We start from the raw sequence: 23,621 nt of genomic DNA, 5'->3' as shown, positions 1-23,621 counted from the left end.
AAGCTCAATTTTTTCAGAGTGGACCAGCACTTCCGGAGGATTCCCTTCTAAAAATAATCTGCTGAAGCCTAAAAGGGATGTCCAGCATCTTCCTCCGTTAAGAGGTTTAGGGAATTCTTCTTTCTTATTGAGTGAAAATGCTTTATTATAGTTTTATAGGTACATATCGCCTCAATTGAAAGGGGGATTTTCCTTGCAAAAGGAAGAATGGTACTTGGAATATGAAATCCAGAAAAACCGGCCTGGCCTGCTTGGGGACGTTTCTTCCCTGCTGGGTATGCTTTCTATAAATATTGTAACGATCAACGGTGTAGAAGATTCGCGCCGCGGACTCCTCTTAAAATGTGAACACAACGATCAGATAAAACGTCTGGAATCTATTTTACATACAATGGATACGATTACGGTAACAAAATTAAGAAAGCCAAAGCTCCGTGACCGGCTTGCGGTCAGACACGGACGCTACATCCAGCGTGATGCGGATGACAAAAAAACGTTCCGGTTTGTCCGGGATGAGCTTGGACTCCTCGTTGATTTTTTGGCTGAGCTGATGAAACAGGATGGACATAAGTTAATTGGGATCCGCGGCATGCCGAGGGTCGGAAAAACAGAATCCATCGTAGCCTCCAGCGTCTGTGCCAATAAAAAATGGCTGTTTGTGTCTTCGACGCTCCTGAAGCAAACGCTTAGAAGCCAGCTGATTGCCGACGAATATGATGCAGATAATCTTTTTATCATTGACGGCATTGTTTCGACCAGAAGAGGGACGGAGCGCCACCTGCAGCTGGTTCGAGAAATCATGCGGCTCTCTGCGACAAAGATTGTGGAACACCCGGATGTATTTGTGCAAAATACGGAATATACAATGGATGATTTTGACTATATCATTGAACTCCGCAACCACCCGGATGAAAAAATTACATATGAAGACGCTGAAGAGCCCCAAATGCTCGATCAGTCGGCTTTTTCTGGATTTGATTTTTAATTATGGAAGGTGTTTTGGTTGAGCGAATTAGGGAATCACCTTAAGCAAGTGAGGGAAGAAAAGCAAATTTCACTGGATGATTTGCAGACAATGACTAAAATTCAAAAACGGTACTTGATTGGAATCGAAGAGGGCAACTATCAAATTATGCCCGGCAAATTTTACGTCCGCGCTTTCATCAAGCAATACGCAGAAGCAGTAGGCCTTGATCCTGAAGAGCTGTTTGAGCGTTACCGGAAGGAGATACCGGACAGCGGGCAGGATGAGGTGCCGGGACAGCTTTCGAGGGTTCAGACTCAGCGTGAACTGCCTGAAAGTGCATCCAAGGCAATCGACCTGCTGCCTAAAATCATAATCATTATTCTGATCTTAGCCGCTGCCTTTGTGATTTATATTTTAAACCAGAGCAATACAGGCAGCGCTCCGCCAGTAAAATCCGAACCCCAGTCAGAATCGATCGGATCAGAAGTCAAAGTGGACGATTCAATCAAGAACGGGGACACCGATTTGGCGGAGCAGCCACAGCAGGAAAAACAGGCAAAAGAGCCGGAGGAAGAGCCAGCTGAAAAACCTGAGCCGGAGCTGAAGCAATCCGTTACCGGCAAAAAAACAGGAAATGCCGCTTCTGATTATAAGGTAGAGAACGCAGAGAAACTCGAATTGGAGATCACCGCTAAGAACGCGGCCTGGATTTCGGTTAAAAACGGGAAGGGCAAGACTTTTCTGTCTAAAACGATTCAAAAAGGGAACACGGAGAAACTTGATTTGACAAATGAAAATGAAGTAAAAATCCGTATTGGAAACGCTCCGAATACAGACATTAAGATTAACGGTGAAGCTTTGCAATACGCGATCGATCCATCCAAAGTCATGACACAATCCATGACGATCACCTATACTACCCCTGAAAAGTCATCTCAATGATGGCTTTTCTTGCCATTTATCCTACAACAGAATAAGGCGGAGCTGTACTTTGCACAGTGCCGGACGAAGGAGCAGAAACATATGAATTTGCCAAACAAAATTACCGTATCCAGAATTTTGCTAATCCCCGTTTTTATGATCATCATGCTTTATCCCTTTAACTGGGGATCAATGAGCCTGGCCGGTACGGAAATGCCGGTTTCTCAATTTGCCGGCGCGATCCTTTTCATTCTGGCATCAGTAACAGACTGGATTGACGGATATTATGCAAGGAAGTACAATCTCGTGACAAATCTCGGTAAATTCCTGGACCCGCTCGCAGATAAGCTGCTTGTATCCGCTGCTTTGATCATATTGGTTCAGCTTCAGCTTGCTCCTGCATGGATGGTCATTATCATCATCAGCCGGGAATTTGCTGTGACCGGTTTAAGACTCATCCTGGCGAATGAAGGGGAAGTGGTCGCGGCAAATATGCTCGGGAAAATTAAAACCTGGACACAGATTATCGCTGTCTCCGTGCTTCTGCTTAACAATTTCCCGTTTGAACCGTTAAACGTCCCATTCGCACAAATGGCATTATGGGTCGCGGTCATCTTCACTGTCATCTCGGGATGGGATTATTTTGCTAAAAACAAACAAGCATTTTTAAATTCAAAGTAAGGTTCAAGGAGGACCAGGCTATGGATACGAAAACCGAAATTATTGCTGTTGGATCAGAATTGCTGCTCGGGCAAATTGCTAACACGAACGCGCAGTTTATTTCAGGTGAGCTTGCTGAAATGGGGTTCAACACGTATTACCATACTGTGGCCGGGGATAATGCAGAGAGATTAAAAGCTGCGGTTCAAACCGCCCAGTCGAGGTCAAACGTCATTCTATTTACAGGCGGGCTAGGACCTACGAAGGATGATTTAACGAAAGAGACGGTTGCAGCCCTGTTGAATGTAAATCTGGTTACCGATCAGGAAGCCATGCAGTCCATTGAGGATTACTTTGCAAAGCTGAACCGTACAATGACCGAAAATAACCGAAAGCAGGCCCTGGTATTCGATGGAGCGCAGATTTTACAAAACGATGTCGGAATGGCACCGGGAATGGCTTTGCAAAAGGATGGAATCGTCTACATTCTATTGCCGGGCCCTCCATCAGAGATGCGCCCGATGTTTTCAAATTATGCAAGGCCGTATTTGCTGGAGCTTCTCGGTGAGCAGGACCGGATTCTATCCAGAGTGCTTCGTTATTTTGGGATTGGCGAGTCCCAGCTTGAGTCAGAGCTTGAAGACTTGATTGACGGACAAACCAATCCTACGATTGCCCCGCTTGCAGGAGACGGCGAAGTCACACTGAGGCTGACAGCTAAGCATAAGGAAGAAACGACGGCTATCCAGATGCTGAACGTAATGGAGCAGACAATCAACAGCCGGGTCGGTGAATTTTTCTACGGGTATGAGAGCACAAGCCTCCTGCAGGAATTAACAGACCGCCTTATAGAAAGGAAGATTACGGTGTCATCAGCAGAGAGTCTGACTGGCGGCCTGTTTTCCGAGCAGCTAACGACTGTAAAGGGCACCTCCCGGGTTTTAAAGGGAGGAATTGTCTGTTATTCAAATTCTGTAAAGCAGAATTTGCTTAAGGTTAAACGGGAAACGCTTGATGAATTTGGAGCGGTTAGCCGGGAATGCGCGCAGGAAATGGCCGAAAATATCCGCTCTCTTGCAGAGGGGGATATCGGAATCAGCTTCACGGGTGCCGCTGGGCCTGAACCGATGGAAGGGAAGCCGGTCGGGACAGTATTTATCGGAATTTCATCCAAAAGCGGAACAGAAGTTCATGAGCTCAAGCTTGCAGGAAGCAGGGACGGAATCAGAAGAAGAACGGTTAAATACGGGTGCAGGCTTCTCATGAAGCATCTGGAAAAGCATACAGCGAAATAAGCTGTGTGCTTTTCTTTTTTTACCGTTTAGCTGATGGCATAATTAACTTTTGCCTTAGCGATAAATCGTATTTTCAATAAGCAAAGATGAAAAATAATCGAATGAATGTTCGACTTTTTTCTTGGCAAATTAAATAAAAAGAGATATAGTAAGAATAGGTTAAAGATTAGAGGAGGAACGATAGATGAATGATCGTCAAGCCGCCTTGGATATGGCGCTGAAACAAATAGAAAAGCAGTTTGGTAAAGGCTCTATCATGAAGCTCGGGGAACAGACTGACCGGAAAGTATCCACCGTCCCAAGCGGATCTCTCGCGTTGGACGTTGCACTCGGAATAGGCGGATACCCGCGCGGGCGGATTATCGAAACGTACGGACCTGAAAGTTCGGGTAAAACAACAGTCGCTCTTCACGCCATTGCGGAGGTTCAGCGTCAGGGCGGACAGGCTGCATTTATTGATGCTGAGCATGCGCTGGATCCGGTATATGCTCAAAAGCTTGGCGTCAACATTGATGAACTGCTCCTGTCACAGCCCGACACAGGTGAACAGGCGCTTGAAATTGCCGAGGCACTCGTTCGAAGCGGAGCGGTGGATATCCTTGTAATCGACTCCGTAGCGGCGCTTGTTCCAAAAGCGGAAATCGAAGGGGAAATGGGAGATTCGCATGTTGGTTTGCAGGCGCGTCTAATGTCCCAGGCGCTGCGAAAGCTGTCCGGCGCCATCAGCAAGTCCAAAACCATCGCCATCTTTATCAACCAGATTCGTGAAAAGGTGGGCGTTATGTTCGGAAATCCTGAAACCACTCCCGGTGGACGGGCATTAAAATTCTATTCTTCCGTTCGTCTTGAAGTCCGCCGTGCAGAGCAGCTCAAGCAGGGCAATGACGTAATGGGAAATAAAACGAAAATCAAAGTAGTTAAAAATAAGGTGGCTCCTCCGTTCAGAACGGCGGAAGTTGACATTATGTATGGGCTGGGCATCTCCCGTGAAGGAGAAATAATCGATATGGGAACAGACCTTGATATCGTTCAAAAGAGCGGATCCTGGTATTCCTATAATGAAGAGCGCCTGGGACAGGGCCGTGAGAATGCCAAACAGTTCTTAAAGGAAAATCCAAATGTCGCGACTGTCATTCATAAACAGATCAGAGATCACTACCGTTTGGATGAAACAGTTGATGCTCCTCCCGAAGAGGAAGAAGAACTGTTTGAACTGGAAGATTAACAACCGGCATCTATTCAGCAAGTGGTCTGCCTGAGGAAATATTGGATTGGAAAACCCCCGATACCGGGGGTTTCTTTGTGAAAATCGTTTTAACTTACAAAGATTGGTTACGCTGATTAAAGCGGAAGGTGCCGGGCTACTCACTGAAAGCAGCGGGACAGAGCGATGAGGCTGTCCGCCGCCTGCCCCCTTGACTCTGAGAAGCCTGGTCATAGATGAGCGGGAACAGATCAAATTAAAAAGAGGATAGGGCTTTAAATCGCAGGTAGTTACACCGCCCTTTTTCTGTCTGTCAGAGGATTTGGAAACAAAACAGATCAGATCCCGGGGAATCGGCTGAAACGGGCAGAATGACTGGCTTGACAAGTATTTTTTACAACTATACAATAAAGTTGTGTATTTTGTTTTATTTTTAGTATTTTTTAACAAAAGAACCTGATGATTTTGGCTAAAGCAGCTACTGCCGATTGCCTTTAGCTTACAACTAAAATCATCCTGAAAAAAACAAGTGCAGTATATTGAGACCCTATCACACAATGTACGTGCCGACACATTATTCTAGCAAGAAATGTTCATAGCAAGAGGAGGTGAGATAATGGACGCAACACTAATCATCTCCATTTTGCTTGGCCTAATCGTAGGTGTAGTTGTTGGCTATTTTGTTCGCAAATCGATTGCCGAAGCGAAAATTGCCGGTGCAAAAAGTGCCGCCGAGCAAATTCTTGAAGATGGAAGACGCGAGGCTGAAGCAGCTAAGAAAGAAGCGATGCTTGAAGCGAAGGATGAAATTCATAAGCTTCGCACGGATGCCGAACAAGAAATTCGTGATCGTCGAAACGAGCTACAAAAACAGGAAAACCGATTATTGCAAAAAGAGGAGAACCTTGACAGGAAAGATGATTCTCTCGACAAAAGAGAAGGAGTTCTTGACCGCAAGGAAAACTCTTTGGCTGAAAGACAACAACATATTGAAGAGATGGAAAGCAAAGTGGATGAGATGGTACGCAGGCAGCAAACAGAGCTTGAGCGTATCTCAGGCTTGACGAGAGATTCGGCAAGACAGATCATTCTGGATAAAGTGGAGAATGAGCTTTCCCATGATCTCGCTGTTCTGATCAAAGAAAGTGAGACTCGTGCAAAAGAAGAAGCAGACAAGCGTGCGAAAGAGATCCTGTCTCTTGCACTGCAGCGCTGTGCTGCAGATCACGTGGCGGAAACGACCGTTTCTGTTGTAAATCTTCCAAATGACGAGATGAAGGGACGTATAATCGGCCGTGAAGGCCGGAACATCCGCACCCTTGAAACTCTTACAGGAATCGATCTGATTATTGATGATACGCCTGAAGCGGTCATTCTTTCCGGATTTGATCCAATCCGCAGGGAGACAGCGAGAATTGCCCTGGACAAACTTGTTCAGGACGGCCGGATCCATCCAGCACGGATTGAAGAAATGGTTGAAAAATCACGTCGGGAAGTTGATGAGTATATCCGGGAAGTTGGTGAGCAGACCACATTTGAAGTGGGAGTTCATGGATTGCATCCGGATCTTATCAAGATCCTCGGCCGTTTGAAATTCAGGACGAGCTACGGTCAAAACGTTCTGAAGCATTCAATGGAAGTAGCTTACCTTTCAGGCCTGATGGCTGCTGAACTCGGCGAAGATGTTACCCTTGCTAAACGGGCTGGACTGCTTCACGATATCGGAAAGGCTATTGACCATGAAGTGGAAGGAAGCCACGTTGAAATTGGTGTGGAACTTGCAGGAAAATACAAGGAACACCCGGTTGTCATTAATAGCATCGCTTCCCATCACGGTGATCAGGAGGCGACCTCCATCATCGCTGTGATTGTTGCCGCTGCGGATGCTCTGTCGGCTGCCAGGCCGGGAGCACGGAGTGAAACCCTTGAAAACTATATCCGCAGGCTGGAAAAACTTGAAGAAATTTCTGAATCCTATGAGGGTGTCGAGAAATCATTCGCAATCCAGGCTGGCCGTGAGGTTCGGATTATGGTCAAACCAGACGCGATTGACGATCTTCAGGCACACCGGCTTGCCCGTGATATCCGAAAAAGGATTGAAGAGGAACTGGATTATCCAGGTCATATCAAAGTCACGGTCATCCGTGAAACGCGGGCAGTTGAATACGCAAAATAATTTTCAATCCCTCTAAAAACGGGAAGGAATGGAACAAATAAAGCGGTGCTTAGCGCCGCTTTATTTTTTTTCTGCCTATTGGCCATGATAAAATAAACTGCTTAAATGGGGACTATATTCGGAAAGAAGCTTGTTTCCACATAAACAGTGGCACAGCATAGTAAGAATGGCTTGATGATTAAACGAAGGCTTATTGATGAGGCTTGATCTGGTATGATTGCATGTTATGCTTAAACAGCCTCATATAAAGCTTTAAAGAAAGGGTTTTTTAAATGAACATATTATTTATCGGAGATATTGTCGGTTCACCGGGAAGAGAGATGCTTAAAACCTATCTCCCCCGGCTAAAATCAAATTATATGCCTGATGCTGTTATTGTAAACGGCGAAAATGCAGCACACGGGAAAGGATTAACGGAGAAGAATTACCATGAATTGATGGAGGCCGGTGCCCAAGTCATCACAATGGGAAACCACACATGGGATAAAAGGGAAATCACAGACTACATAGATAAGACGCCTAATCTAATCAGACCGGCAAATTATCCTGAAGGAACCCCGGGAAATGGAATGTTTTTTCAGAAAATGGGTAATAAAGAAGTAGCCGTTATTAATTTGCAGGGGCGCACTTTTCTTCCGGCCATTGATTGCCCCTTCCGAAAAGCAGATGAGCTTGTCGAGCAGGCCCGGAAAAGAACCCCGTTCATCTTTGTAGATTTTCATGCAGAGGCCACGAGCGAAAAGCAGGCCATGGGCTGGTATCTGGATGGCAGGGTATCCGCTGTGGTAGGTACTCATACACATGTTCAAACAGCAGATGAACGGGTGCTTTCGAAAGGGACCGCATATATTTCGGATGCAGGAATGACCGGTCCTTATGATGGGATTCTAGGAACCTCCCGGGAGCCGGTGATCAAGAGGTTTTTAACAAGCCTTCCCGTAAGGTTTGAGGTAGCAGAAGGGCGTACCCAGCTTAGCGGAGTTGTAGTCCGCCTTGACAATAAGACCGGAATGGCTCAATCCATAAAGAGAATCGCCATAAACGATGACCACCCCTATTTTGATTGAATTTTTAGAAAAAACGGCCGCAAAGGCAGGAATACCGCTGTGCGCTAGTGAATATATGTAGTAATGGAATGATTAGCCATTTTGTTCAACGTCAAGGGGATGCGTTTTGAACAATATCCAACAACGGTTGTTCCAATGATCACTCACGATCCTTGGTAATGAATAAGGGGGAAACAGTAATGGAAATATTAAAAGTTTCAGCAAAATCAAATCCTAATTCTGTAGCTGGAGCGCTTGCCGGGGTATTGAGGGAACGGGGAAACGCTGAAATCCAGGCCATCGGAGCAGGAGCGCTGAATCAGGCAGTAAAAGCCGTAGCTATTGCCAGAGGGTTTGTAGCACCAAGCGGAGTGGATTTAATTTGCATTCCAGCTTTTACAGATATTTTAATTGATGGGGAAGAAAGAACAGCCATTAAGCTGATTGTTGAACCCCGTTAAAATGATAAGTCAGAGGCTGACCAGCCAGGACTCCCATAAATGCCGCAGCTTTGCGGCATGGATAGGGACATGCCTGTGTTAAGGTCAGCCTCTTATTTTAGCATCAGGAGGGACAGGTGATGAAGATTTTTGATGCTCACTGCGATATGCTCTTTAAACTATGGCAGGACAACGCACTTCAGCCATGGGACGGGGCGCTGCAAACAAATTTAGAGAAGCTTGCGAGCCATCATGCAAAAGTCCAGTGTCTGGCAATATTTGTACCGAATCATGTACCGGCGGACCAGCAGTTTCATGCAGTGCTCGCTCAGATTGAAATCGTACACAAGAAAATACTGTCTCTCCATCCCCAGTTCAGACTTGTAACGGAGAAACGTCATATTAACGAACTTAAAAAGGATGAAGTCGGGCTGATCCTCTCTCTTGAAGGCTGTGACAGCATTCAAAATGAGCTTGATAAAATCAGTGTTTTGCATGAAAAGGGAGTTCGGATCTATAACCTGACCTGGAATTTTGCAAACCTTTTTGCTGATGGTGCCCTTGAAATACGAAATGCCGGAATATCTCTTTTGGGAGAGAAGCTCATTGAACGGCTGAATGAAACAGGAAGCTGGATCGATGTTTCCCACTTAGGAGAAAAAAGCTTTTGGGGAGTTTTCGAAAAAGCCAAGCATGTGGCCGCTACCCATTCAAATGCATATGCGATCAGACCTCACCCAAGGAACTTAAGGGACAGCCAATTAAAAGCTTTAATTGAAAGGGATGCACCGATTGGTATAACATTCGTGCCCGATTTCATCAGCAGTGAGCCAAGCATTTCCAAACTGCTGCACCACCTGGAGCATATATGCTCGTTTGGGGGAGACCGTTGTACAGGCCTTGGATCTGATTTTGACGGCATTGAAGAAACGGTTCCCGGGCTTGAAGGCTATCATCAATATGACAATCTTTTAAATGAGATATTTAAACGCTATCCGGCAGATGTTGCGAATGGAATAGCTTTTCAGCATTTTGCTGACAGGATTCCGTTTTGAATTTTTTAAAAATTAAGAAAAAAGGGCTGTGTTTCGTAGGCTGACACGAAAAAAATTTGTACATATTTTAAAGCTGAAATAAAGGGGGCACATGTATGATTAAGCAGCTTTCATGGAAAGTAGGGGGACAGCAGGGTGAAGGGATTGAGTCGACGGGTGAGGTATTTTCCATTGCCTTAAACCGGCTGGGCTATTATTTATACGGATACAGACATTTTTCTTCGAGAATTAAAGGAGGGCATACCAATAACAAAATCAGGGTAAGCACGTCACAAATTCGCACCATATCCGATGATCTGGACATTTTAGTCGCATTTGACCAGGAAACGATCGATGTGAACTCAAGCGAATTGAGGGCTGGAGGAATTGTTTTAGCTGATTCAAGGTTTAGTCCTGTCCTATCCAATGCGGAAGGCGTGACCCTGTTCTCCATCCCCTTCACCGAAATTGCTTCAGACCTCGGAACATCCCTCATGAAAAACATGGTGGCGATTGGAGCGACAAGCGCAATTCTCAATCTGAAGCCGGAGGATTTCTTTGAAGTTGTAAATGAAACTTACGGCAGAAAAGGACAGAAGGTAGTTGAAATGAATATGGATGCCATTGAAAAGGGAGCATCCTATTTGATACAGGAGCTGCGCTACTGCAGGAGTGATCTGTTCCTTGAGAGAGCGGATCGCAAAAAACGGATGTTCATGATCGGGAATGATGCGATTGCTCTTGGTGCACTGGCAGGAGGAGCGCGGTTTATGGCTGCTTATCCTATAACCCCTGCATCTGAAATTATGGAATATTTAATCAAAAAGCTGCCTTCATTCGGAGGGGCTGTTATTCAAACGGAAGATGAAATCGCAGCCTGTACGATGGCAATCGGAGCAAATTATGCGGGGACGAGGACCTTTACTGCATCGGCTGGCCCGGGTTTGTCACTGATGATGGAGGCAATCGGTTTATCAGGCATTACGGAAACACCGCTTGTTGTTGTAGACACTCAAAGGGGCGGCCCTAGTACCGGGCTGCCCACGAAGCAGGAGCAGTCAGATTTAATGGCGATGATTTACGGTACACATGGTGAAATCCCTAAGATTGTTATGGCGCCGAGCACAGTACAGGAGGCATTCTACGATACGGTAGAAGCGTTTAATCTCGCAGAGGAGTATCAATGCCCGGTTATTATCTTATCCGATTTGCAGCTGTCTCTTGGCAAGCAGTCGGTGGAGCCGCTTGACTATAAAAAAATTCAGATTAGGAGAGGGGCCCTCGCAGATGACGCAAGCATTCCGGATCGTGAGGGAAAAGAATATTTTAAACGGTATGAAGTTACAGATTCAGGCATTTCCCCGAGGGTGCTGCCGGGAATGAAAAAAGGCATCCATCATGTAACCGGGGTGGAACATGAGGAAACAGGGAAGCCGTCAGAGGTGGCATCCAACCGAAAAAATCAAATGGATAAGCGGTTAAGAAAAATGGATGGACTGCTGTTTCCTGAGCCTATCCATAAATCAGTCAAGCATACGGAGGCTGACTTGCTTCTCATCGGATTCAATTCCACGCGAGGCGTCATTGAAGAAGTGATGGAAAGACTTGAAGAACACGGGGTCAAGGTCAACCATGCCCATATCCGGCTGATTCATCCATTTCCAGCTGCAGAGCTTCGTTCCCTTACTGAATCTGCCGGAAAAATTGCGGTTGTTGAAAACAATGCCACTGGTCAGCTCGCGAACATTATTAAAATGAACATCGGCTGTTCCGATAAAATTCAGTCGATTTTAAAATATGATGGAAATCCCTTTTTGCCTAATGAAGTATTTACAAAATGCAAGGAGCTGATCTGATGGCTACATTTAAAGATTTCAGAAATGATGTGAAGCCGAACTGGTGCCCTGGCTGCGGAGACTTTTCTGTCCAGGCTGCGATTCAGAGAGCCGCTGCAAATGCAGGCCTTGAGCCCGATCAGATGGCGGTCGTTTCAGGAATTGGCTGTTCGGGAAGAATATCCGGCTACATCCAATCCTATGGTTTTCATGGCATTCACGGAAGATCATTGCCGATCGCACAGGGAGTCAAGATGGCGAACCGGGAACTGACAGTCATCGCTTCAGGAGGAGACGGGGATGGATTTGCCATCGGAATGGGGCACACGATCCATGCCATTAGAAGAAACATTGACATTACGTATATTGTAATGGATAACCAGATCTATGGACTGACGAAAGGTCAAACGTCACCCAGAAGCGATTCGGGCTTTGTGACAAAAAGCACTCCAAAGGGTTCTGTAGAATCATCCTTATCAGTCATTGAAATGGCCCTGACAGCAGGAGCATCCTTTGTTGCCCAAAGTTTCTCAACCGACTTGAAGGATTTAACCTCTTTGATTGAACAGGGAATCCGTCATAGCGGCTTTTCTTTTATCAACGTTTTCAGTCCTTGCGTAACGTACAACAAAGTGAATACGTACGACTGGTTTAAAGAAAACCTGACGAAGCTCAGTTCATTGGAAGACTACGACTCTTCAAGCCGAGGGGAAGCCATGCAGACTGTGATGAAATATAACGGTCTCGTAACAGGCTTGATTTATCAGGATAAGACGCGCCCTTCCTATCAGCATTTGATTCAGGGCTACAGCAATCAGCCCTTGTCAAAAGCAAAGCTTGAGATAACAGAGGAGCAGTTCGGGCAATTAACAGAGGAGTTCATGTAATCGGCATCTATAAGTAGATGCTCTTTTTTTTGGGGAGAGGGCCGTAATTAAGCTTCGGCTAGGTTAAGATGTGGCGATGAATTCATTAGACGGTGTCTGTTTTAAAGGAAGGAACAGTCCGTGCAGGAAATTCAACTTAAAGGGTCTGCCCTGCCATTCCAATCCGGAGGATATGGAAAATAAATTTCTCTGTTTTTTTACCAGGTGCTCAAGTGTCTTTTCTGAGAGGACAGCCGCCTTTACTCGAATTAGGGGTAATGATAGAATCACTCTAGATGCATAGTTTTTTTGGACAGGGGAGTGTTCATCATGAACGGAAAAATGAAAGCGGTTGTAAAACATCACGAAGGATATGGCGCTCAGCTCCAGGAAGTAGATATTCCTCAAATTAAAGAAGATGAGGTGCTAATTAAGGTTAAAGCGACATCTATTTGCGGAACGGATGTACACATCTATACTTGGGATCAGTGGTCACAAAGCCGGGTAAAGCCTCCCTACGTGTTTGGGCACGAATTTTCCGGAGAAGTTGCAGAAGTCGGTAGCAAGGTAACGAGTGTAGCTCCTGGTGACCATGTTTCAGCTGAAACCCACTTAGTCTGCGGGCAATGTCCGCAATGTCTGACAGGAAATGCCCATATTTGCAAAGACACGAAAATCATCGGAGTAGATACGAATGGGTGCTTTGCAGAATACGTTGCACTGCCTGCCTCTAATCTTTGGAAAAATCCGAAAGACCTTCCATGGGACGTGGCGTCGATTCAAGAACCGATGGGCAATGCGGTGCACACCGTACTGGCCGGAGACGTGGCCGGAAAATCCGTGGCGGTTATCGGATGCGGACCTATAGGAATAATGGCCGTGGGTGTGGCAAAAGCGGCAGGAGCTTCCCAGGTTATCGCTCTGGATTTGAACAGCTATCGACTGGAGCTCGCCAAAGCGATGGGGGCGACAATCACCATTCATTCAGGAGAAACCAATCCGCTAGAAAAAATCAAGGACGCAACGGATGGCAACGGAGTGGATGTGGTTTGCGAGATGTCCGGTCATCCGGTCGCTATGGATCAAGGATTTAAAATGGTTACAAATGGAGGGCGCGTGTCTATTTTAAGCCTGCCGGTACAGCCTGTTCAGATTGATGTAACAAATGATATCGTATTTAAGGGAATCACCGTACAGGGGATTACAGGCCGCAAAATGTATGAAACGTGGCAGCAGGTTTCAAGTCTTCTCAAATCAGGCCAGGTGAATGTAGAGCCACTGATCACGCATCATTTAAAGCTTGAAGAATTTGAAAGAGGATTTGATTTGATGATACAGGGAAAATGCGGAAAAGTAGTTTTGCATCCTTACTAACTTTCAGGAGGGGTATAAATGAGAGGATTTGAATATTTACAGGCAGAACTGGATGAAATGAAAAAGCAGGGAACGTTCCGAAAGCTTGTTCCTCTGGAATCCGAACAGGGATCAAAAGTTATCATCAATGGCAAAGAGGTTATTCAGCTTTCATCTAATAACTACTTGGGTCTTACTTCACATCCGCGGCTTCGTAGAGCTGCTGTGGACGCTGCACAAAAATACGGAGCAGGAACGGGTTCTGTCCGAACCATAGCCGGAACATTTTCTATGCATGAAGAGCTTGAGCAGAAGCTGGCTGCATTTAAGCATACGGAAGCGGCCCTTGTTTTTCAATCCGGATTCACGACGAATCAGGGCGTGCTTTCTTCCATTTTAACGCAGGAGGATGTCGTTATTTCAGATTCTCTGAATCACGCTTCCATCATTGATGGGATCCGTTTGACGAAGGCGGCAAGAAAAGTGTATAAGCATGTAGATATGGACGATCTGGAGCGTGCATTGAAAGAGTCAGCGGAGTACCGGGTCCGCCTCATTGTAACGGACGGTGTTTTTTCGATGGACGGAAACATCGCGCCGCTGCCGGAGATCGTGGAGCTTGCTGAAAAATACGATGCTCTGATTATGGTGGATGACGCACATGCTTCCGGTGTCCTTGGAGAAAATGGCAGGGGAAGCGTAAACCATTTTAGTCTCGATGGGCGTGTTCATATCCAGGTCGGAACTTTGAGCAAAGCAATTGGTGTGCTCGGAGGGTATGTAGCAAGCACAAAAACACTGATTGATTACCTGATTCATAAAGGCCGTCCTTTCTTGTTCAGCACCTCCCACCCCCCTGCAGTAACGGCTGCCTGCATGGAAGCAATAGATGTCCTGCTGGAAGAACCGGAACTGATTGAGAAGCTGTGGGATAACGCAAAGTTTTTTAAAGAAGGACTGGAGAAGTTAGGATTTGATACCGGCAAGAGTGAAACACCTGTAACACCGGTCATTGTTGGAGACGAAGCGAGGTGCCATCAATTTTCAGACAAGCTGCTGGAATATGGTGTGTTTGCCCAGGGCATTGCCTTCCCGACCGTTTCAAAAGGACAGGCCCGTGTCCGTACGATCGTAACAGCCCAGCATTCCCGTCAGGAACTCCAGGAAGCATTGGATCTTTTCGAAAAAGCAGGCAAGGAATTATCCATCATCTAAGCATCAGATATTGTCTGCCTGTTAAACGTGCAAAGTACGAAAAAGTGAACGGTAACCTGCAAATGCTGTTCAAAGAGAGGGCCGGACCCTCTCTTTTTTTGCGTGAAATCAAGCGGCATCTATTGTATGCCGCTCTAATAAAAGTTATACTATAAAATTGAAAACTTCTTTTATATAATCATCAGCTTAAGCTGATAAAAGAGATAAGCGGTATTTGAAAGGAGCGCTCTCCATGAACGAAAAACAGCGCAGCGAAAACAATCAGGTTCAGCCTGAATCGAAAAAAACTGAGAAAGATTACAGCAAATATTTTCAGGCTGTCTACATGCCGCCTTCTTTAAAAGATGCAAAAAAACGCGGCAAGGAAGACATTCAATATAAAAACGATTTCTCCATCTCAGAAGAGTTCCGGGGACTTGGAAACGGAAAGAAGTTTTACATTCGCACTTATGGCTGCCAAATGAACGAACACGATACTGAGGTGATGGCAGGGATCTTTACCGCCCTTGGCTTTGAAGCGACCGATACAACAGAAGATGCTGATGTCATCCTGTTAAACACGTGTGCGATCCGAGAAAATGCAGAAAATAAAGTATTTGGCGAAATCGGCCATCTTAAGCCTTTAAAACTTGAGAAGCCAGGCCTTCTTGTGGGGGTTTGCGGATGCATGTCCCAGGAAGAATCAGTCGTCAATAAAATTATGCAAAAACATCCCCATATTGATATGATTTTCGGTACACACAACATTCATCGCCTGCCTCATATCCTGAAGGATGCATACATGTCCAAGGAAATGGTGATTGAGGTTTGGTCTAAGGAAGGCGATGTCATTGAGAACCTTCCCAGAGTCCGAAAGGGAACGACTAAAGGCTGGGTGAACATCATGTACGGCTGTGATAAATTCTGTACGTACTGCATCGTTCCCTATACACGGGGTAAAGAGCGAAGCAGGCGTCCTGATGAAATCATTCAGGAGGTTCGCAAGCTTGCGGCACAGGGCTATCAGGAGATTACATTGCTCGGACAAAACGTAAATGCATACGGCAAAGATTTCAGCGATCTGGAATACGGCTTGGGGGATTTAATGGATGAACTCCGCAAAATCGATATTCCCCGTATCCGTTTCACAACCAGCCATCCGCGCGACTTTGATGATCATCTGATAGAGGTGCTGGCTAAAGGCGGCAATCTTCTGGACCATATCCACCTTCCAGTGCAATCCGGAAGCTCCGAGGTACTAAAGCTGATGGCGAGAAAATACTCACGAGAGCATTATTTGGAACTTGTGAAAAAAATCAGAACGGCGATGCCGAATGCTACCTTGACAACCGATATTATTGTTGGTTTTCCTAATGAAACTGAAGAACAGTTTGAAGAGACACTGTCTTTATACAGAGAAGTAGAATATGATAGTGCTTACACGTTCATCTATTCACCAAGAGAAGGCACACCTGCAGCCAAGATGCAGGATAACGTGCCGATGAGAGTCAAAAAAGAGCGGCTGCAGCGTCTTAACAAGCTTGTTAATGAAACTTCTGCTAAAAAAATGAAGGAATACGAGGGCAAGGTTGTCGAAGTATTAGTTGAAGGCGAGAGCAAAAACAACCCGGATGTTCTGGCCGGCTATACAGAAAAAAGCAAACTCGTAAACTTCAGGGGACCGAAGGAAGCAATCGGCAACATTGTAAAAGTAAAAGTCACGAAAGCCAAAACCTGGTCACTGGACGGGGAGATGGCAGAAGAAGCGATAGAGGTGAAGTAAATGACTCGGTATTCAAAAGATGATATTGTTGCGCGGGCGCGCGAGCTTGCTCAAATGATCTCCGAAACAGAGGAAGTGGATTTCTTTAAAAGAGCAGAGGCTCAGCTTAATGGGAACGAAAAAGTGCGCAGCATGATTGCAAGCATCAAAAGCCTCCAAAAGCAAGCTGTCAACTTTCAGCATTACGGCAAAACAGAAGCCCTTAAACAAGTGGAAGAAAAAATCGACCGCATCCAGGAAGAACTGGACCAGCTTCCAATCATCCAGGAGTTCCAGGACTCGCAGCTGGAAGTCAACGACCTTCTCCAGCTTGTTGCCAATACCATTTCAAACCAAGTTACAGACCGTATTATTGAAACGACCGGCGGCGATCTGCTTTCAGGAGAAACCGGTTCTAAAATGAAGAACAGCCCAGGAAGCTGCTGAGCGCATGACTGAATAAAAAGATAGAAGCTGACATTTAAAGGACCTCAAATCCTTTTCATGTCAGCTTTTCTTTATGCTGATTCCTGTTCCAGAACGCAGCGGGACGCAGTTCCATTAGCAGAACATCCATAAGCCGCCTCCTAAGTAGTGCATACTCAATGCTCCTCTTTTTATTTAATCTCGCTATCCAGCTCCGGGCGCCAGCCGTTCGGACGCTTCGCTCCTTCGGTCGAGGGCCCGCAGAACGCGGGTCAGTTCTGCGTTGCGGCAGGACGCCGCGTCCTTAGCAGAACATCCATAAGCCGCCTCCTAGGTGGTGCATACTCGATGCTTCTCTTTTTACTTAATCTCGCTATCCAGCTCCGGGCGCCAGCCGTTCGGACGCTTCGCTCCTTCGGTCGAGGCAAAGAGCGCCTCTCCGTCAGGAGCTCCACCGTCTCTCACGGCTGATCAAGCGCCCTCCTAAGTGCATACTCAATGCTCTTTTTTTGGACTAAGTTTCATTATCCAGCACCGGCGGCTAGCCCCTCGAGGTCATAAGCTGTTCAGCCCGGGGAAGGAAAGGGCACCTTCCCTGGTCTGCCCATCTTATGCTTGTCGGGGCTGAGCAAGCCGCCTCCGCTTTAAAAAGTAGGCACATTTTTTTGGGCTCATGCATACATATGAAATAGGAACGTCATGGACTAAGTAGACCGTGTCTGCGGGTTCGTGTAAATAAAGAACTATCAATATTAGCCCAGCATACAATGGAATGAATATTGATTGAGGAGGGTATGCTTGAATGTCTGAATACAGAGAAATTATTACGAAAGCGGTTGTAGCGAAAGGACGCAAGTTCACTCAATGCACGCACACGATCTCCCCGTCTCAAAGACCTACCAGTATTTTAGGCGGCTGGATTATCAACCATAAATATGAACCCCATAAAGTTGGTAAAACAGTCGAGGTGGAAGGAACTTATGACATTAATGTCTGGTATTCGTATGATCATAATACGAAAACAGAGGTTGTTACAGAACGGGTTAAGTACGTAGACATTGTAAAACTTAAGTACAGAGACAATCATTTCCTCGACGATGAGCATGAGGTTTGTGCAAAAGTACTCCAGCAGCCGAATTGCCTTGAAGTGACGATTTCTCCAAACGGCAATAAAATTATCGTTCAGGCAGAGCGAGAGGTGCTGGCTGAAGTGATCGGCGAAACAAAAGTATGTGTTGTCGTTCATCCTGATGGCTGCGAGGATGAAGAGTGGGAAGAGGATTTGGAAGATGAGTTCGATGATCTGGATACAGAGTTTTTAGCTGGGGAAGCCGAAGAATGATGAACCGGGAAGAAATCCTTCCTGGTTTTTTTGTGCTTCATTGGACAATCTCTGCAGTGTAGTTCCGGGTGTAAAGGTAATCGAAACATATGTTATAATTAAGGTTGTTTTTGATTAGGATAGGCAATGGGGGATAAACATGGCTACATATACGCCGATGATGCAGCAGTATTTAACAGTAAAGGCAGATTACGAGGATGCCTTTTTGTTTTTTAGATTAGGTGATTTTTATGAAATGTTTTTTGAAGATGCGATCCGCGCATCTCAAGAACTGGAAATAACATTAACGAGCCGGGACGGCGGAAGCAGTGAAAGAATACCGATGTGCGGGGTCCCTTATCATTCTGCAGCGGGCTACATAGAACAGCTGATAGGCAAAGGCTACAAGGTGGCGATCTGTGAGCAGACGGAGGATCCAAAGCAGGCGAAAGGTGTAGTGAAGAGAGAAGTTGTCCAGCTTATTACACCGGGGACCGTCATGGATGGAAAAGGCGTCTCAGAAAAAGAGAATAATTTTCTAGTCAGTGTGACTGAGCTCAAGGATGGGTTCGGATTTGCGGTTTCTGACCTCACTACCGGTGAAAACAGTGTGACAAGAGCATCCCGCTTCGATGAAGTCTTAAATGAACTTTATTCCATGGGAGCTAAAGAAGCCGTAGTTGAAGGCTCAATGCCGGAAAACTTGATCAAATCCATGAAAGACCGGTGCGGAGTCGCAGTTTCTATAGAAGCAAATGATGAGGCCGGCCAAATTCCGGACAATCTGCTGGAATCCATTCATGATAGTGAGTTAAAGAGGTCGTTTGCAAGACTCTACCTTTACTTAATCCGGACACAGAAAAGGAGTCTGGACCACCTTCAGCCTGTGCGGCACTATGAATTAAACCAGTTTCTGAAGATGGATTTGTATTCTAAGCGAAACCTTGAATTAACCGAAACGATCCGCGGAAGCGGCAGAAAAGGCTCGCTGCTCTGGCTCCTTGACGAGACTAAGACAGCAATGGGCGGGAGACTTTTAAAGCAATGGATTGACCGGCCGCTGATCCATCAGGAGAAAATTGAGCAGCGGCATGAAATGGTCCAGGTTCTGATTGATAAATTTTTCGAACGGGAAGAGATTCGCGAAAAGCTGAAAGAGGTATACGATCTTGAGCGGCTTGCCGGAAGGGTAGCATTCGGGAATGTTAACGCAAGAGATTTAATTCAGCTTAAAAAATCTCTGGAGCAGGTGCCGGTCCTTACAGATTTGGTTCACTCTCTTGATCATCCCTATTCCAGCAAGCTTGCGCAAACAATTGACCCGTGCAGTGAACTAAAGGATTTGCTGGAACAGGCACTTGTTGAACAGCCTCCGATTTCCGTAAAAGAAGGGAATATGATAAAAGAGGGGTTCAGCATTCAGCTTGACGAATACAGGGATGCCAGCAAAAACGGCAAAACGTGGATCGCAGAACTGGAAGCAAGTGAAAGACAGAGAACAGGGATCCGCTCTTTAAAGGTTGGGTTTAACCGAGTTTTTGGCTACTATATTGAGATTACGAGAGCGAACCTTCACCTGCTGCCTGAGGGCCTTTATGAGCGGAAACAAACGCTGACTAACGCAGAGCGGTTTATTACCCCTGCCTTAAAAGAAAAAGAAGCTTTGATTCTAGAAGCTGAAGAAAACATGGCGGAACTGGAATACCAGCTTTTCAATGATCTCCGCGGACAGGTCCGGATGTATATTCCGAGACTGCAGTCGCTTGCCAAGTGCATAAGCGAACTGGACGTTCTTCAATGCTTTGCATCTGTGAGTGAGAAACGAAGATACGCAAGACCGGTTTTTTCAAGCGGTGAGCTTGATATAACAGAAGGGCGCCACCCGGTAGTAGAAAAAGTTCTCCAGGCCCAGGAATATGTACCGAATGATTGCAGGATGGGAAGCGGAAGAAGCATGCTTTTAATCACCGGACCGAATATGTCCGGAAAAAGCACTTATATGAGGCAGGTAGCCTTAACGGCCATCCTCGGACAAATAGGGTGTTTTGTTCCGGCAGAAAAAGCGGTTCTTCCTGTTTTTGATCAGATTTTCACCAGAATTGGGGCAGCGGATGATTTGATATCCGGCCAAAGCACTTTTATGGTGGAAATGATGGAAGCGCGAAATGCCATCGTCCACGCGACAGAAAACAGCCTGATCCTGTTTGATGAAATCGGCCGCGGAACATCCACATATGACGGAATGGCTCTGGCTCAGGCGATGATTGAATACATTCATCATCACATCGGTGCTAAGACCCTTTTCTCCACCCATTATCATGAGCTTACGGTTCTTGATCAGCCTTTGAAGTGTCTGGCGAATGTTCATGTGCGGGCAATTGAACAGAATGGCAAGGTTGTTTTTCTTCATAAAATATCAGAAGGCGCAGCCGACCGGAGCTATGGGATTCATGTAGCAGAACTCGCTGAGCTTCCGCCTGTTCTGATTAAAAGAGCCCAGGCAATTTTGGAGGAGCTGGAAAATCAGCCGAAAGCCAATGTGCTGGAGCAGAAAACGAAAGAAACATCAGCTGCATCGGAAGAAGAAGCACAGCTGTCGTTTTTTGCGCAGGACAAGCCTGCTAAAAAGAACAAGAAAGAACCCGCAGCCGACCGATTGCTCAAAGAAGAGCTATTGAATTTGAATCTTCTTGAGATGACCCCTCTTGAAGCAATGAATAAGCTGTTTGAGCTTCAAAAAAGTGCACGATAGAGAAGAAAGGGATGGATTTATATGGGCAAGATCGTTTTGCTGGATGATCAGCTCAGCAATAAAATTGCCGCAGGGGAGGTTGTTGAACGCCCTGCCTCCGTTGTCAAAGAGCTTGTGGAAAATGCGATAGATGCGAACAGCTCCGTCATCGAAATTGAACTGGAGGAAGCCGGGATTGGCCGCATCCGCATTATTGATAACGGAGATGGAATCGAACCGGAGGATTGTCTGAATGCCTTTCACAGACACGCTACGAGTAAAATTAAAGATGAAAATGATTTGTTTCGAATCCGCTCCCTTGGCTTTAGAGGGGAAGCCCTGCCAAGCATTGCCTCCGTTTCTCATGTGGAAATGAAAACAAGCAATGGAACGGATGCAGGCACATACGTGAAGCTGACCGGGGGTGCGGTTGATACCCAAGAAGCCGCTTCAAGCAGGAAAGGAACGGACATAACCGTGTCCAATTTGTTTTTTAATACCCCTGCAAGGCTTAAATACATGAAAACCGTTCATACAGAGCTCGGCAACATTACAGACACGGTCAACCGGCTGGCAATGGCCAATGCTTCGGTATCCTTTAAGCTCATCCATAACGGCAAGACGATTCTGCATACAAATGGAAACGGGGATGTCAGACAAGTTATCTCTTCCATCTACGGATTATCCATAGCAAAAAAAATGGTTCCGGTTTCGCTGCAGTCTCTCGATTTCCAAGTGACTGGATACCTGGCTTTGCCGGAAATTACCCGGGCCTCCAGAAATTATATTTCCACGATGATCAACGGGCGGTACATTAAGAATTATGCTATTGCTAAAGCGATCATGGAAGGGTATCATACCCTGCTTCCAATTGGCCGCTTCCCGATTGCGGTTTTAGACATCACCATGGATCCCCTGCTCGTTGATGTAAATGTTCATCCTTCTAAAATGGAGGTAAGGCTTAGCAAGGAAGCGGAACTTTATGAGCTTATTTCTGAAGGTGTAAAAGACACCTTCCGCAAAAAAACGCTCATTCCCGATTCGGGCCTCCACCAACCAAAAAAGGCCATGCCTAAAGATGAACAGCAGTCCATGCTGTTCGAAGACCGCCAGGAAAAACAGGAACGTCCTTCTTATACTGCTTCTCATGAGAAGGCGGAAGAGATCAAGCTGGATGAGTTAATAGAAAAGAGTGAGCACACCGAAGCACCGCCGCAGGATCAGGAAATTTTTGTGAAAGAAAGGCCGGCTGAGCTTCCCCGTGATCAGGAGGAGACGGAATTGGGCAATCCGGATTTAAGGAAAGAGCCAAGGATTCCTCCTATGTATCCGATCGGACAGATGCACGGCACCTATATACTCGCCCAAAATGATACTGGTTTGTATATGATTGATCAGCATGCTGCCCAGGAGCGCATTAAATACGAATTTTTTCGTGAAAAAGTAGGAAGGCTGGAAAAAGAAGTACAGGAAATGCTTGTCCCCATTACCCTTCATTATTCTCATGATGAAGCCGTAAAAGTGAGTGAGTATTTAGAATCACTCGCAGAGGTCGGGGTCTTTTTGGAGCCTTTTGGAGGAAGCAGCTTCATCGTTCGCTCCCACCCCCAGTGGTTCCCGCCCGGCCGGGAGCAGTTTGTTATAGAAGAAATGATTCAGCAAGTGCTTGAACTTAGAAAACCGGATGTAAAAAAGCTGAGAGAGGAAGCGGCCATTCTCATGAGCTGCAAGGCATCCATTAAAGCGAACCGGTATTTAAGAGCGGATGAAATCACAGCGCTGCTTGAGGAGCTTCGAAGAGCGGAAGATCCGTTTACATGTCCGCATGGACGTCCGGTCATCATACAATTTACGACCTATGAGATGGAGAAAATGTTTAAAAGAATCATGTAGGGAACCGTCACCATCCCTTATCCTTCTGTGTAGTCTGCAGTATAGGAGGATAAGGGGGTTTGTTTTGTGAGGGTTTTATTTGCTCCACCGGAATTACCGTCCCACAGCCATGTATTCTTCGTTGATACCACTGCTGCAGCAGGACATACACATGTCATGGATGGTTTTACAAAGCCTGTAAACGGAAATGCCTATGACGGGCATATTCATTTTTTCAACGGCATTAGCTCATTTGAAGAGGGACACTATCATAGATTTTACGGAAAAACAGGGCCTGCTGTGCCTTTACCAGACGGAACGCATTATCACAGCATATCCGGAAGAACCTATTACAATTACAATGCACCACCTGAAGCGGCAGGGGGGGTGCAGTATGCGGAAGGCGGAATTGACCGGCATTTCCACCTGTTCAGCGGAATGACCGGAAGTCCGGTGGGGGTAGATCAGCCTGATTGGTATAGATGGCTCCCGCTCTGGCTATAATGGTTCCGTATGTG

19 protein-coding genes are annotated in these 23,621 nt (G+C 46.1%); all 19 read left to right on the top strand.

Annotated elements, in window-relative coordinates:
• The first annotated feature begins 193 nt into the window (after window positions 1-193).
• Window positions 194-985 carry a YmfK family protein gene (locus ACQCVE_RS03335; RefSeq protein WP_426844376.1) on the top strand — a complete coding sequence of 264 codons (792 nt, stop codon included), beginning with the start codon at window positions 194-196 and terminating at the stop codon, window positions 983-985.
• Window positions 986-994: 9 nt separating this feature from the next.
• Entirely contained in the window at window positions 995-1,909 is a 915-nt protein-coding gene (locus tag ACQCVE_RS03330) for a helix-turn-helix domain-containing protein (protein WP_426844375.1), read from the top strand.
• Window positions 1,910-1,990: 81 nt separating this feature from the next.
• A complete protein-coding gene (pgsA, locus tag ACQCVE_RS03325) occupies window positions 1,991-2,569 on the top strand; it encodes a CDP-diacylglycerol--glycerol-3-phosphate 3-phosphatidyltransferase (RefSeq protein WP_426844374.1) in 579 nt (192 codons plus the stop codon).
• Window positions 2,570-2,589: 20 nt separating this feature from the next.
• Window positions 2,590-3,843 (top strand): competence/damage-inducible protein A, encoded by a 1,254-nt coding sequence (locus ACQCVE_RS03320; protein WP_426844373.1) that lies wholly within the window; start codon window positions 2,590-2,592, stop codon window positions 3,841-3,843.
• 184 nt (window positions 3,844-4,027) lie between these two features.
• Entirely contained in the window at window positions 4,028-5,068 is a 1,041-nt protein-coding gene (gene recA, locus ACQCVE_RS03315) for a recombinase RecA (RefSeq protein ID WP_426844372.1), read from the top strand.
• Window positions 5,069-5,663: 595 nt separating this feature from the next.
• On the top strand, window positions 5,664-7,223 hold the full coding sequence (gene rny, locus ACQCVE_RS03310) for a ribonuclease Y (protein ID WP_426844371.1): 1,560 nt from the start codon (window positions 5,664-5,666) through the stop codon (window positions 7,221-7,223).
• 272 nt (window positions 7,224-7,495) lie between these two features.
• On the top strand, window positions 7,496-8,290 hold the full coding sequence (locus tag ACQCVE_RS03305) for a TIGR00282 family metallophosphoesterase (RefSeq protein ID WP_426861609.1): 795 nt from the start codon (window positions 7,496-7,498) through the stop codon (window positions 8,288-8,290).
• A 179-nt stretch (window positions 8,291-8,469) separates the two neighbouring features.
• Window positions 8,470-8,730, top strand: a complete 261-nt coding sequence (gene spoVS / locus ACQCVE_RS03300; protein WP_009330666.1) for a stage V sporulation protein SpoVS — start codon at window positions 8,470-8,472, stop codon at window positions 8,728-8,730.
• Between the two features lie 119 nt (window positions 8,731-8,849).
• Entirely contained in the window at window positions 8,850-9,764 is a 915-nt protein-coding gene (locus tag ACQCVE_RS03295; RefSeq protein WP_426861607.1) for a dipeptidase, read from the top strand.
• 95 nt (window positions 9,765-9,859) lie between these two features.
• Complete coding sequence (locus ACQCVE_RS03290) at window positions 9,860-11,599, top strand: 2-oxoacid:acceptor oxidoreductase subunit alpha (RefSeq protein ID WP_426861605.1); 1,740 nt, start codon at window positions 9,860-9,862, stop codon at window positions 11,597-11,599.
• On the top strand, window positions 11,599-12,465 hold the full coding sequence (locus ACQCVE_RS03285) for a 2-oxoacid:ferredoxin oxidoreductase subunit beta (protein ID WP_426844367.1): 867 nt from the start codon (window positions 11,599-11,601) through the stop codon (window positions 12,463-12,465). The genes ACQCVE_RS03290 and ACQCVE_RS03285 overlap by 1 nt, the downstream gene beginning before the upstream one ends.
• Window positions 12,466-12,774: 309 nt before the next feature.
• On the top strand, window positions 12,775-13,818 hold the full coding sequence (tdh, locus tag ACQCVE_RS03280) for an L-threonine 3-dehydrogenase (protein ID WP_426861603.1): 1,044 nt from the start codon (window positions 12,775-12,777) through the stop codon (window positions 13,816-13,818).
• An 18-nt stretch (window positions 13,819-13,836) separates the two neighbouring features.
• On the top strand, window positions 13,837-15,012 hold the full coding sequence (locus tag ACQCVE_RS03275; protein ID WP_426844365.1) for a glycine C-acetyltransferase: 1,176 nt from the start codon (window positions 13,837-13,839) through the stop codon (window positions 15,010-15,012).
• A gap of 232 nt (window positions 15,013-15,244) precedes the next feature.
• Entirely contained in the window at window positions 15,245-16,774 is a 1,530-nt protein-coding gene (gene miaB / locus ACQCVE_RS03270; RefSeq protein ID WP_426861601.1) for a tRNA (N6-isopentenyl adenosine(37)-C2)-methylthiotransferase MiaB, read from the top strand.
• Window positions 16,775-17,200: a RicAFT regulatory complex protein RicA family protein gene (locus ACQCVE_RS03265; RefSeq protein WP_426861599.1), complete on the top strand. Its 426-nt coding sequence runs from the start codon at window positions 16,775-16,777 to the stop codon at window positions 17,198-17,200.
• A gap of 781 nt (window positions 17,201-17,981) precedes the next feature.
• A complete protein-coding gene (locus ACQCVE_RS03260; protein WP_426844362.1) occupies window positions 17,982-18,521 on the top strand; it encodes an outer spore coat protein CotE in 540 nt (179 codons plus the stop codon).
• A 139-nt stretch (window positions 18,522-18,660) separates the two neighbouring features.
• Window positions 18,661-21,252: a DNA mismatch repair protein MutS gene (gene mutS / locus ACQCVE_RS03255; RefSeq protein WP_426861597.1), complete on the top strand. Its 2,592-nt coding sequence runs from the start codon at window positions 18,661-18,663 to the stop codon at window positions 21,250-21,252.
• Between the two features lie 21 nt (window positions 21,253-21,273).
• The gene (gene mutL, locus ACQCVE_RS03250) at window positions 21,274-23,124 is read left to right on the top strand and encodes a DNA mismatch repair endonuclease MutL (protein WP_426861595.1); all 1,851 of its coding nucleotides are present in this window, start codon (window positions 21,274-21,276) and stop codon (window positions 23,122-23,124) included.
• 66 nt (window positions 23,125-23,190) lie between these two features.
• Window positions 23,191-23,607, top strand: coding sequence for a YmaF family protein (locus tag ACQCVE_RS03245; protein ID WP_426861593.1), 417 nt, complete (start codon window positions 23,191-23,193; stop codon window positions 23,605-23,607).
• Window positions 23,608-23,621 lie beyond the last annotated feature (14 nt).

Origin of the sequence: Metabacillus sp. 113a, assembly GCF_050107635.1 — a bacterium.
Classification (GTDB): Bacteria; Bacillota; Bacilli; order Bacillales; family Bacillaceae; genus Metabacillus_B.
The sequence above is the reverse complement of the archived record's forward strand: the minus strand, read 5'-3'. Positions and strand labels throughout refer to the sequence as shown.